The sequence below is a fragment of the Mesorhizobium sp. M0678 genome (genome assembly GCF_040320505.1).
Taxonomy (GTDB): domain Bacteria; phylum Pseudomonadota; class Alphaproteobacteria; order Rhizobiales; family Rhizobiaceae; genus Mesorhizobium.
On sequence record NZ_JAMYPT010000035.1, the window covers coordinates 23,501 to 34,342 of the forward strand.

At 63.2% G+C, this 10,842-nt stretch carries 12 protein-coding genes; 7 read left to right on the plus strand and 5 right to left on the minus strand.

Annotated elements, in window-relative coordinates; all coding sequences use genetic code 11:
• The first annotated feature begins 1 nt into the window (after position 1).
• Complete coding sequence (locus NKI29_RS30990) at positions 2 to 937, plus strand: phosphatidate cytidylyltransferase (protein ID WP_023675663.1); 936 nt, start codon at positions 2 to 4, stop codon at positions 935 to 937.
• Positions 938 to 1,061: 124 nt separating this feature from the next.
• Here the strand turns inward: NKI29_RS30990 and NKI29_RS30995 are convergent, their stop codons facing one another.
• Entirely contained in the window at positions 1,062 to 3,086 is a 2,025-nt protein-coding gene (locus NKI29_RS30995) for an AI-2E family transporter (protein WP_084641010.1), read from the minus strand.
• 234 nt (positions 3,087 to 3,320) lie between these two features.
• Here NKI29_RS30995 and NKI29_RS31000 point away from each other — a divergent pair, with 234 nt between their 5' ends.
• The 3 genes from NKI29_RS31000 (at position 3,321) to NKI29_RS31010 (ending at position 6,384) form a co-directional block, all read left to right on the plus strand.
• A complete protein-coding gene (locus tag NKI29_RS31000) occupies positions 3,321 to 3,617 on the plus strand; it encodes a hypothetical protein (protein ID WP_023675661.1) in 297 nt (98 codons plus the stop codon).
• Between the two features lie 382 nt (positions 3,618 to 3,999).
• The gene (locus NKI29_RS31005) at positions 4,000 to 4,221 is read left to right on the plus strand and encodes an alkylphosphonate utilization protein (protein ID WP_023675660.1); all 222 of its coding nucleotides are present in this window, start codon (positions 4,000 to 4,002) and stop codon (positions 4,219 to 4,221) included.
• Between the two features lie 192 nt (positions 4,222 to 4,413).
• Positions 4,414 to 6,384, plus strand: a complete 1,971-nt coding sequence (locus NKI29_RS31010; protein WP_352798385.1) for an acyltransferase family protein — start codon at positions 4,414 to 4,416, stop codon at positions 6,382 to 6,384.
• A 222-nt stretch (positions 6,385 to 6,606) separates the two neighbouring features.
• On the opposite strand, the gene NKI29_RS31015 is transcribed toward NKI29_RS31010, so the two are convergent.
• Positions 6,607 to 6,885: a hypothetical protein gene (locus tag NKI29_RS31015; RefSeq protein WP_352453505.1), complete on the minus strand. Its 279-nt coding sequence runs from the start codon at positions 6,883 to 6,885 to the stop codon at positions 6,607 to 6,609.
• Positions 6,886 to 7,159: 274 nt separating this feature from the next.
• On the opposite strand from NKI29_RS31015, the gene NKI29_RS31020 reads away from it, so the two are divergent.
• Positions 7,160 to 7,423 carry a hypothetical protein gene (locus NKI29_RS31020; protein WP_245274650.1) on the plus strand — a complete coding sequence of 88 codons (264 nt, stop codon included), beginning with the start codon at positions 7,160 to 7,162 and terminating at the stop codon, positions 7,421 to 7,423.
• Between the two features lie 223 nt (positions 7,424 to 7,646).
• Positions 7,647 to 7,952: a hypothetical protein gene (locus NKI29_RS31025; RefSeq protein ID WP_023675656.1), complete on the plus strand. Its 306-nt coding sequence runs from the start codon at positions 7,647 to 7,649 to the stop codon at positions 7,950 to 7,952.
• A gap of 44 nt (positions 7,953 to 7,996) precedes the next feature.
• Here NKI29_RS31025 and NKI29_RS31030 read toward each other — a convergent pair whose 3' ends face one another.
• The 3 genes from NKI29_RS31030 to NKI29_RS31040 form a co-directional block, all read right to left on the minus strand.
• Positions 7,997 to 8,602, minus strand: coding sequence for a DUF6456 domain-containing protein (locus tag NKI29_RS31030; protein WP_352690824.1), 606 nt, complete (start codon positions 8,600 to 8,602; stop codon positions 7,997 to 7,999).
• A 65-nt stretch (positions 8,603 to 8,667) separates the two neighbouring features.
• Positions 8,668 to 9,303, minus strand: coding sequence for a high mobility group family protein (locus tag NKI29_RS31035; protein WP_352783730.1), 636 nt, complete (start codon positions 9,301 to 9,303; stop codon positions 8,668 to 8,670).
• Between the two features lie 69 nt (positions 9,304 to 9,372).
• Positions 9,373 to 9,777 (minus strand): hypothetical protein, encoded by a 405-nt coding sequence (locus NKI29_RS31040; protein ID WP_352783729.1) that lies wholly within the window; start codon positions 9,775 to 9,777, stop codon positions 9,373 to 9,375.
• 76 nt (positions 9,778 to 9,853) lie between these two features.
• Here NKI29_RS31040 and NKI29_RS31045 point away from each other — a divergent pair, with 76 nt between their 5' ends.
• A complete protein-coding gene (locus NKI29_RS31045) occupies positions 9,854 to 10,549 on the plus strand; it encodes an XRE family transcriptional regulator (protein WP_352457320.1) in 696 nt (231 codons plus the stop codon).
• Positions 10,550 to 10,842: the final 293 nt, after the last annotated feature.

Sequence of the window (10,842 nt, forward strand, 5' to 3'; positions counted from 1 at the left end):
GATGATGCACGAAACCCTCATTCTGATTGTCGGCCTGCTGGCGGTGCTGATCAGTGCCAGCGTCGTCGCCGGCGTCTTGTCATGGCGCGCGCCAAAGCCGTTGTCGCCGACGCTGGTCAACCTCACCCAGCGCATCAATGCCTGGTGGGTGATGGTGGTGGCGATCACCGTCGCCTTCTTCTTCGGCCGCCCCGGCATGACCATCCTGTTCGCGCTGATTTCCTTCGCCGCGTTGCGCGAATTCGTGACGCTGACGCACAGCCGCCGCAGCGACCACTGGGTGCTGCTCGGCATGTTCGGCATCGTCATCCCGTTCCAGTACTGGTTGGTGTGGACCGCCTGGTACGGCCTGTTCACCATCTTCATCCCGGTCTACTGCTTCCTGCTGATGCCGGCGATCACCGCGCTGCACGGCGACACCGAGCGCTTTCTCGAGCGCGTCTCGGCGCAGCAATGGGCGGTGATGATTTCGGTCTACTGCGTCAGCCACGTGCCGGCGCTGCTGACGCTCGAGGTGCCAGGCTTCGAAGGCCGCAACCTGTTGCTGATCGCTTTCCTGATCATCACCGTGCAAGGCAGCGACGTGCTGCAATATATTTTCGGCAAGCTGTTCGGCCGGCATCTCCTGGCGCCGACGGTCTCGCCGTCGAAGACTTGGGAGGGGCTGGTCGGCGGGCTGGCGGCATCGAGCCTGCTCGGCGCGCTGCTGTCGTTCCTGACGCCGTTCTCGCCGCTGCAGGCAGCCGGCGTCGCCTTCATCGCCTGCCTGATGGGCTTCCTTGGCGGGCTGGTCGCCTCCGCCATCAAGCGCGATCAAGGCGTCAAGGACTGGGGCCATCTGATCGAAGGCCATGGCGGCATGATGGACCGTGCCGACAGCCTGGTCTTCGCCGCCCCGGTCTTCTTCCATACGGTGCGCTATTTCTGGACTGTATAAAGGTTGGCCCCGTTTGCCGCGGCGGACGGTTCAGCGCGACCTTGCGAAGATAACCTGATCCGTTTCGTTATTACCACTTTCGCGAAAGCGGTAATTACCCGACCTGCCGCAGTCTTCGCCGCGCTCATTTTGCCGCGGCGAGCGGCTCTTTCTTGCGCGCCGGCGTCAGGCGGCGCATGCGGCGTTTGGCGGTGGTCTTCAGCGCCACCGGCGCAGCGCTGGACAACGCACCGAGCACCGCGCCTACCATGCCATGTGCGACGAAATCGGCGTTGATCTCGTTGGCCAATCTGGCATCTGCCTCCTGGTTGTCGCTGTCGGCTTCCGACCACAACACGATGCCCACTCGCAACCTTGGTTTGGCGCGTTTCAGCCGACGGACCAGGAACCGCCCGTGCTTGACGGAATCCCGGTTCAAAAATCCGACGACGACAGTATCGACGGCGTCGAGCTCAAGGCGGCGAATGCTCCCCGGTTCCATCTCGGCGAAGCTCGCTCTCAACACCGTAGCGCCCTGGACTTCGAGCACCTGCGCCAGCATGGCGGCAGCCGCGTCGTCGAGTTCGCCGCGCCCTCCGGCGCACAGCACCGACATGCCCGTGCCATCCGGCAGTTCGGTGTCTTCCTCGCCCTGAACCTCCCCCTGAACGTGCTTGTCCTCGCGTGAGCCGTGGTCCTCGGCCGCGGCCGTGTCGTCCGCTTCCGCCTCCTCCTGCGCGCTGTCGTCGAGGTTCGCCACCATCGTCAGCGCGCTGCCCGCGACCTGCTGTCTTTGCTCATCGCTCAACACACCGCGCACCCGGTCCTGCTCGCCGAGCAGAAGTGCGGGAATCGCGACCTTGTCGTAGAACTCGACCAGATATTCTTCCTCCAGCATCTCCTCGGCATGGTCCGTCGCTTCCTCGGGATCGCCGGCCAACAGCCGCTGGTAAAGCCGGGCGTGCGGTTCGAGCACGGGTTCGTTGCCGAACAGAACGTCGAGGAATTCGAACTGCGGCACATGGCGGCCGAGCACGACGAGGCAGACCGTGAGCGGCGTCGACAAAACCAGGCCCAATGGCCCCCAAAGCCAGGTCCAGAAGATCGCCGCAACGATGATGGCCAATGGCGACAGCCCGGTGCGCGAGCCGTAGAGCCAAGGTTCGATCACGTTGCCGGTGATCAGTTCCACCACGACGAAAAGCCCTGCAGTCCAGAGCACGAGCGACCAGCCGGGCGCCACGGCCAGCGCCAGGAACAGAGGCAACAGCGTCGCTATGACCGGGCCGATATAGGGAACGAAGCGCAGCGCCAGCGCCAGCAAGCCCCACAGCAATGGATTGGGTATGCCCAGCAGCCAAAGTCCGATTGCAATTGGGACGGCATAGACGATGTTCACGACCAGTTGCATGAGCAGATAGCGGCCGACGCGCTTGCCGGCATCCTGCAGCGCCTCGGTGGTTCGGTGCAGATCGCCGTAGCCGACGAGGCGTATGAAACGATCGCGCAGGTCCTCCCGCTCCAGCAGCATGAATATGACGACCACGACGATCAGTCCGGCCGATGCCAGCGGGCTCAGCAGCGGGCCGATCAGATTCTGGAGAACCTCGAGCGGTCGTTCGCGCGCGACGATTTCGACCGGGATCGGTTCCCGCGGAGGCTGATCGGCGGCGGGTTGTGCGGGCTCGGGTCTGTCGAGCTCCTGGCCGACGCGTTCGATCACCCGGCTCAATCTGGAAACGATGCCGCCGCCGACGCCGGTTTCCTTGAGCGACCGGACCTTGGTCAGGATATTCGCCTGGTAAAGCGGAATGTTCTGCGCCAGTTCACTGACCTGCGTGGCGACGATGAAGGAGAACAGAGCCAGCACCGTGAATGCGCCGAGCACACTGGCGATCACGGCAGGAAGACGCGGAATGCCGGCTCGCTTGAGTGCCGACACCATGGGCACGAGCGCAAAGGTAAGCAGCAGCGCGATTGCGATCGGCAGAAAGACCTCGCGCCCGAAATAGAGCGCCGCGACGGCCGTCACGACCGACGCTACGCTGGGCAACGATGTGCGTGGAAGCGCCCTGGCCGCGGAAACAATACCCGCCCGCCGGGGCTCCGACAGGTGCGCGTCGTTTCGACGATTTGCCGCCACTTGATACCTCCGCCCCGCCGTCGCCATGATCGGGCATATTGAGCCGGCGTGCAACTTCGCAGCGTCTCACCCAGCTGGACGCCGATTGCCCTGGTCGGCAGCGCCGCAAATTCAGTCATGGGTAGAATTTTTTGCATTAATGACGTCACGGGCAATCCTGTTCCATGTCTGCGCCAGAACGTGGAACTTTTGGGTCAAAACACCGTTCCTTCGTAGATCGCTGATGGACAACCTCAAAGCAGCAGCTCAGGAGGAATGATCATGAACATCAAGACGCTTTGCATGGGCGCGATGGCGCTTTCGATGATGACCGGCGCAGCGCTTGCCGCCGGTGCCACTGGCACCTCGGCGCTCGACGATCCGCAGAAAATGAACCCCTTCTTCACCGACGCCGGCATGAAGACCATGAAGTCGGAAGCCGAATTCAAGGCGGCATGGATGGCCATGTCCACGAGCGACCGGGCCATGATGTTGAAGGAATGCAGCGACGCAGGCATTGCCACGATGCATGCCGACTTCTGCAAGATGGCCAACCAGCTCGGTGGCGCCAACAAGTGATCGTTGCCAATTGAAATAACGCACCAAGCGAAAGGGCGGGCAGGTCTGTCACTGCGACCTTCCTGTCCGCACGGGCGGGCGCTCATCTATTTGAACTCGTGCCGGAATATCCGCGTAAAAGGCCACGACTTCGATTGCCGTGGCGCCATTGGCATGGCTTGGCCTGAGCGCATGTCGCGAAGCGGCAATGCCACTACCGCCCAGGGGGTCCCAGTCTGCTCACAATCCGGGTTTTCCGGTCGGCCGTCCGCCTGGCATTAGCGGCCGGCACGCTTGGTTACCGGCACGCTGCCCCCGGCACGCTTGACCTCGCCGCCAACCGTGGGATAGGCCGGGTAATGAGCCAACCACCTCCGCACCGGAGTCCCACGAAAGACCTGCCATGACCGACGCGATCATAAGAGACAGCAATGGCACGGCGCTGCACGAGGGCGACTCCGTGACCCTGATCAAGGATCTCAAGGTCAAAGGCACGTCGGAGACGATCAAGCGCGGCACGCTGGTGAAGAATATTCGCCTCACCGGCAATCCCGGCGAGATCGAATGCAGCACCAGGCAGGTGAAGGGCCTGGTGCTGAAGACCGAGTTTTTGAAAAAGGCGTGATCGCCTCGGCACCCTTCGCTTCGCTTCCATATCAGTCGCTCTCGAATCGCTCATGTGAGTGAATCGCCCACGCGAGGAACTGGAGGAGCCGCGCCCTCCCCCTATGTTGCACTGCGTTAGATTTGTTGCGTTGCAATATCGTTGCATCGGGTCGAGCCTTTGCGAGGTGGGCATTCCTTGCATGAGGTGATTGTGTCGGCATCATTTCGGCCTGACATCGAAGGGCTGCGCGCGCTGGCGGTGGCGGGTGTCATCGCCTTCCATTTTGGTCTGTCCGGCCTGCCCGGCGGCTTTGCCGGCGTCGACATCTTCTTCGTCATCTCCGGCTATCTGATCACCCGTCACCTGGTTACGGAAATCACCGAGACCGGGCGGCTGAACCTCTGGCGCTTCTACGCCCGGCGCGCCCGGCGCCTGTTGCCGGCGGCACTGTTCGTCATCCTCGCCACGCTGTTCACGGGTTACTTCATCCTGTCGCCGGAGGAACAGGCGCTTTATTCGAAAGGCGCCATGTTCGCCTCCGCCTACATGATCAACCTTTGGCTGATCCGCTGGTCGTTCGACTATTTCGCCGCCGACGCCACCAACAACCCGTTCATCCACTTCTGGTCGCTCTCGGTCGAGGAACAGTTCTATTTGGCATGGCCGGCGCTGCTTCTTGCCGCCGCTTGGCTGCGTCCCGGCAAGCGCGCCGCTATAATCGTCATCGGCGTCGCCGGCGCGGCCTCCTTCGCCGCCTGCGCCTGGCTGACGGAAGTGTCGCAGCCCTGGGCCTTCTATTTCTCGCCGCTCAGGGCCTGGGAATTCGCCGCCGGCGGCCTCGCGACCATGGCGCCGGCAAAGATCTGGCGCGACCGGCCGCTGCTGGCCACGCTCCAGGCATGCCTCGGTCTGGCGCTGATCGCCTGGGCCTATCTGATGCTGGACGAAGACTCGCCGTTTCCCGGGGTGAATGCGCTGGCGCCTGTTGCCGGCACCGTGCTGCTGCTGCTCAGCGGCAGCGGCGGCCGCAATCTGCCGAGCGCCGTGCTGGCGCTGCCGCCCATGCAATGGTTGGGCCGGCTGTCCTATTCGCTCTATCTCTGGCACTGGCCGGTCATCGTCTATGCGGCGATGGTGGTTCCCAGCCTGTCCATCCTGGACCGCCTTGCCTGCGCGGCGCTGACGCTGCTTCTATCGATGTTCACCTATCATTTCATCGAGAACCCGATCCGCCGCAACGGCTGGCTGATGGCCGGAGCAGCGCGGGCGCTGGTGCCCGCCGTCGCGCTGACCGGCGCCGGCGTGGTCGGGGCCTATGGCAATGCGCGCTTTGCCGAGCACAATCTCAGCCCCGAACAGCACGTCATCGCCGACAGCGCCGCCCAGCTCTCCACCGTGCGCGCGACCAATGGCGGCTGCGTGCTCGATTTCGAGACCGTCAAGCCGAAGCCCTGCATGTTCGGCCGCAAGGATGCCCAGCGCTCGGTCGTGCTGTTCGGCGACTCGCATGCCGACCATTGGTCGACGCCGCTGATCAAGGCGGCCGAGAAGAACAATTTTCGCGTCGTCACCTTTCTCAAATCCTCCTGCCGGGCTTCGCGGGTGACGACCTGGAACTGGCGGCTGAAGCGCGACTACACCGAATGCGATCAATGGCGCGAGCAGTCGGTCAAGGACATCATCGCGCTCCACCCGCAACTGGTGGTGATCTCGGAGTTCTCGATCGGAAATGTGATGAAAGAATCGCCCGAGGAGTTGAAGCACGCCGATTGGCAAGCGCAGTGGCGGACCGGCCTCAGCTGGACGCTTCAAGCCTTCAGCCAGGCCGGCATCAAGGTCGCGGTCATCAGGGACGTTCCCTACAATGCAAGCTACGCCGACAAATGCGTGGCGCGGGCGCTGTGGCGGGGCCAGACGCCCGCGACATGCGACACGCCGAGGATCATGGCGGCAAACGACGACATCGCCACCATCGAGCGCGATATCGTGCGCTCGACACCGAACGCTGCTTACATCGACATGACCGACCGCTTTTGCGACCAGACCACCTGCCATGTCTTCATCGACGGCAAACTAGCCTTCCGCGACCGCCACCACTTGGCGACGCCCTTCGCCGAAACGCTGGAACCGGCAGTGGAGCGGGCGCTGTTTTCGGATGTGATGGCGGCGGCCGTAAAGTAACGGTTCCGGATCTTATCGGATCACGACCCAGCCCTCGGCAAGCAACCATGCGGGGGTCAGCTAAGGATAAGACCCGCCAGGAAAACCGTAAGGATAAGCGACAGCGGAACTGCAAGAAGGCAGCACAGCTCGAAAGCTCGCCAAGAAGTCATTGGGCGCTTTTCCATGTTGGCCTCCTCCCTCAACGGCCAGACCGAGACGGCAGTTCCGCTTAGATAGTGCTCACCCCCACCACTCATCATGCAATTGGCGCAACTCGTTCCGCTTCCTGGTCATCCATCGTGCACGCGCCAGATGTGTCGCCCACGCCCGGAAAGCCCTCTCCGGCTCCTGCTCCGGATCAATGTGCAGAACGATGCGGGCGACCTCACGCCAATCGGTCCCTTCAGCCGACGCGTCGAGCAGCCGGATATAAGTAAGCATGCGATCTTCGTCATAACCGGTCGGCACTGAAGACGTCGGCGCTGCGTTCGCGATATGAGAGTTTGGCGGCTTTGGCATTGCGACCTACCAGCAATGGCGCACCGTAGCAGCCTATAAAGAAGCCCGCGCCCTTTGATCGGAGGATGCGCCGATCGAGATTCGCCTCGACGGTCGGCAAATGGCGGCCTCAGGCGGAGTTCACCGCCCAGCTGGGCTCACGCCTCACCACGTCGTGATCGGGTCGAGGCAATCTATCTATTTTAGTGGAACCTAATTTAGTCGACGCAATTATGCGTGCGTGAGAAAGCGTGAAATCCAGACCGTCACTGAAAGCCGGCTATCGCGAGATCAGTTGGCCGATGATCCAGTGATTGCAGTCGATTTGACGGAACGGATATTACAGGCGGCCGACAACGACAGGATTGTCTGCCTCGTTGTGGCAACGGAGCAACTGGAAACCGACCGCATCGAGAAAGCGGAGCCTAAGGAGACCAGGATTGCCACAAGCTTCGTCCGGGACTTTGAGGTAATGCTGCTTGTTCTTTATGCGGCCTACGCCCTCGCTGTGCTGGGTGCGACCGCGTTCGTTTTGCTGGAATTGGGCCATGTTCTGTAGGCAGACGTCGGCAAAAGACGGGACTGACGCGCGATTGCCGCTGTTTGATGAGAGGAGCGGCCACGCTGCGTCGACGATCCGACCCCGGCGCAGCCAGCGGCGTTTTCGCGCCAGCAGGCGCTAAACTTCGGGCCCGTCCGTTCCTTACATCTTGCCAATCTATGGAACGAGGCTGCCCCTCGGGGGTTTTTCTATTAGAGGGACGTTAAAGAAGGAGGTAGCTATGAAGAAGCTCCTGCTTGCCTCGGTGATCGCCATCGCCTCGGCGGCTTCCGTGATCGGCCCGGCGAATGCCGGCGGCAGCGTCACGATCGGCATCGGCAACGGCTATGACGACGACTATTATTATCGCCACCATCGATATTCCGATTACGACGATGAGTACGTCCCCCGTTACCGCTATGATGTCTACGACGAGGACTACAGGCCGCGCTACCGGTACCACCACCGGCGCTGCCACACCGAAGTCATCAAGCACTGGCGTCATCACCACCGGATTATCGAAAGAATCCGTGTCTGCCGTCGTTGACGGATCGATCCGGCCGGTATTGCCGGCCGGATCGGCGGGGCTTCTCACCTCGGCTTGCGCATCAGCATCATGCCGTAATGCACGGCCAATATGTCGAGCCCGATCTTGAGTAGTTTCACCACCACGTCGCGCGGCTCGCCGGCCTGTTCGGCCAGGCTCTTGACCGTTGCGTCGGCACAGCAGACCTTTTGCACGATGCCGGCGATCTCCCAATGGACAAGCGCCCTGGTTGCCTCGGCATGGTCGCGGCCGGCGGACAGGATGTGTTCGGCGACGCCGCTGCCGGTACGGCCGCCGTCGACGCGCTCGGCCCAAGCCATCGGCTTGGCGGTTGCCTCGGACGAGTTGCGGAAATCCTGGCGGTAGCGCATGCCCGCCTCGCGCTGCTGGCGCGACAGCGAGGTGAGGCCGCTCAGCGGGTCGACGTTGCGCACCCGCACGATGCCGCCGGTCGCTGTGTGGCCGTCATTGGAGACCTCATAGAGGCGCGCTCCCTCCTGCGTCCCCTTCGCCAGCCGCTTGCGGCCGAACCGGTCGTCCTTCAGTGCGAAATCATGGCCGATCTCCTTGCGGATGCGCACCTGCTCGGCCTCGCCTTTCGGCAATCGCGGTGGCCTGGCTGTGGCCTTTTGGGCGGTTTTGGTGCTCATCGGCTCGGTCCTCCTGGGTTTTGGTCGTCGGGCTCTGGCGAACTTCCAACCTCATTGCAGCGGGCTCAAATCGCTTCGGCCGGCAGCGTGCGCAGGAAGCGCGCAGCGTGATAGGCGCAGTAGCTTTTCGATGGGTTCGTGCGCATTCCGCAGCACAGCATGTCCAAACCTGGCCGGCTGCCGGGGGCGTCGTTTTCCGCATCCTCCTGCAGCGTCGTGTCGAGCGGCGCGCGGCAGCGCTCGAACAGGCAATCGATGAAGCGCATGGCGGCGAAATGCGGCTGGCGACCGCCGGCGGCGATCGGGCGCGGCGCCGGCATTTCGAGCGGCGCGCCATCGGTCCCGGTGATCCGAGCCGGACCCGGCTGCCATGCCGGCGGCGCCAGCCTGGCCGACAGCCTTGCCGGGCGGCAGCGTGGCTCGGCCTTCGGAGCCGACTCCGCTTGATCAGCAGTGCTTGATGGCTCAGGCGCCGAATTTCCGAGCCGGCCGCCAGAGCGTCGGCCACACCAGCCCTTGGATCTGGCAAGGCCGATGGTGCGCAAACGGGCGGTGCGGTGGACGATGCCGATGATAGCTGCACGCGAGGCCGGGCGGCCGCGCAGCGCGGTCAACCGGGTGGCGATCTTCGCGGCCGACAGTCCGCTCATCAGCCAGTTCTCGATTTGTTCCAGTTCCGAGGCGGAATAGCGGGCGGCCATGATGTTTCATTCCCTGCAAAAACGGTTGTGTGCGGCGCCGGCTTCGCCGGCCTCAGGCTCGAAAGCCGGTCAGCCTTCGCGTGGTCTGCTGCGATCGAGCTTCATCTCGGCCGCCTGCCTTGTTGCGCCGGACACTGCCTTGCCCGTCCGCTCGTCGAAGGCGATGACCGTGCCGTCTTCGGTGCGGGTGCAGGAAACCGCGGCATCCGCATTGCCGGCCGGCAGGTAATTCGTGGCCGGAGCCGTGAGGGGAACGGCTCCGGCCGTTCCGGCCGCTTGCGCTGCCGGATCCGAGGCGCGAGCCTCGGGCATCGTCCCGGCCGGGGAGGAGGACAGCCGCGACGAAGGGGACAGGGTTGGCACATGCATGGCCTTGGCGACCGGTTGTGGTACCGCCTCCAGGCGAGCGCTGCCGGCGCGCTGAAGGGCGGATTCGAGGACCGAAAGCTGGTGAAGCGACTTGTGCATGACCATATAAGAGCATAACTCAATCAATTATGCAAGCGATTCTTGCATAGACGAAACCGATTCTTATGCCTCAGATGGAGCCATGGCGAAAACTGCACTGTCGATCAAGGTCGGAGCGGCGATCCGCCGGGCGCGCAAGCAGCGCGGCCTGGTGATGCGCCACATTGCCGAGCACAACGACACCGACGTCGCTGCCGTCGGCAATTGGGAAACCGGGCGCAACCTGCCCAAGACCGAGAACCTTTTGAAGACCGCCGCGTTCCTGCGCGTCGACCCGGTGGCACTCGGCAAGGGCGAGGTCGTTTTCCTCGAAGATGCCGGACCGGTCGCCGATGCCGAGATCGTCACCGATCCCGGCCCCCTGCCCGCCGGGCCGATGGACATCCAGCTTCTCGGCACCGCCGTCGGCGGCGACGATGGCGACTTCACCTTCAACGGCCAGCCGGCCGGCTATGTCCAGCGGCCGCCGGGGATCCGGCATCTGCGCAACGTGTTTGCGCTGCACGTGCTGAGCGATTCGATGGTGCCGCGCTACGAGCCCGGCGAGATGATCTATTGCGGCGGCCGCGAAGCGTTGCCCGGCGACCATGTGGTGATCGAGACCCTGCCCGAGGAGAACGAGCAAAACGGCAAGGCCTTCATCAAGAAGCTGGTCAAGCGCACCGCCGCCGAGCTGATCGTCGAGCAGTACAACCCGCCCAAGACGCTGTCCTTCAACCGCTACGCCATCAAGAACGTCTTCCGCGTCATCCCGCTCAAGGAATTGCTGGGGTATTGAGGGCTTGTTGCCTTCTCCCCTTGTGGGAGAAGGTGGATCGGCGCACAGCGCCGAGCCGGATGAGGGGTGCTGGAAGGAACGCGGCGGAGGAAATGTAGAAGCGATTTTTAAGCACTTACGCCATCAAGGTAGCGATCCGTCCAACACCCCTCATCCGACCGAGCTTCGCTCGGCCACCTTCTCCCACAAGGAGACCTTTGCACGGGGAAGCGAAATCCTGGTTGGTGAGTTAATGGGGCTTTTTTGAAAGCCGGGAAAGCAGTTTTCGACGGCTTGGCATGGCATCGAACGGC

What these genes read in the sequence shown, in the direction of transcription:
- NKI29_RS31005 (WP_023675660.1), top strand. Translation starts at nt 4,000, where the DNA reads ATGACCGACGCGATCATAAGAGACAGCAATGGCACGGCGCTGCACGAG.
- NKI29_RS31015 (WP_352453505.1), bottom strand. Translation starts at nt 6,885, where the DNA reads ATGCCAAAGCCGCCAAACTCTCATATCGCGAACGCAGCGCCGACGTCT.
- NKI29_RS31045 (WP_352457320.1), top strand. Translation starts at nt 9,854, where the DNA reads ATGGCGAAAACTGCACTGTCGATCAAGGTCGGAGCGGCGATCCGCCGG.
- NKI29_RS31000 (WP_023675661.1), top strand. Translation starts at nt 3,321, where the DNA reads ATGAACATCAAGACGCTTTGCATGGGCGCGATGGCGCTTTCGATGATG.
- NKI29_RS30990 (WP_023675663.1), top strand. Translation starts at nt 2, where the DNA reads ATGATGCACGAAACCCTCATTCTGATTGTCGGCCTGCTGGCGGTGCTG.
- NKI29_RS31035 (WP_352783730.1), bottom strand. Translation starts at nt 9,303, where the DNA reads ATGGCCGCCCGCTATTCCGCCTCGGAACTGGAACAAATCGAGAACTGG.
- NKI29_RS31030 (WP_352690824.1), bottom strand. Translation starts at nt 8,602, where the DNA reads ATGAGCACCAAAACCGCCCAAAAGGCCACAGCCAGGCCACCGCGATTG.
- NKI29_RS30995 (WP_084641010.1), bottom strand. Translation starts at nt 3,086, where the DNA reads ATGGCGACGGCGGGGCGGAGGTATCAAGTGGCGGCAAATCGTCGAAAC.
- NKI29_RS31040 (WP_352783729.1), bottom strand. Translation starts at nt 9,777, where the DNA reads ATGGTCATGCACAAGTCGCTTCACCAGCTTTCGGTCCTCGAATCCGCC.
- NKI29_RS31025 (WP_023675656.1), top strand. Translation starts at nt 7,647, where the DNA reads ATGAAGAAGCTCCTGCTTGCCTCGGTGATCGCCATCGCCTCGGCGGCT.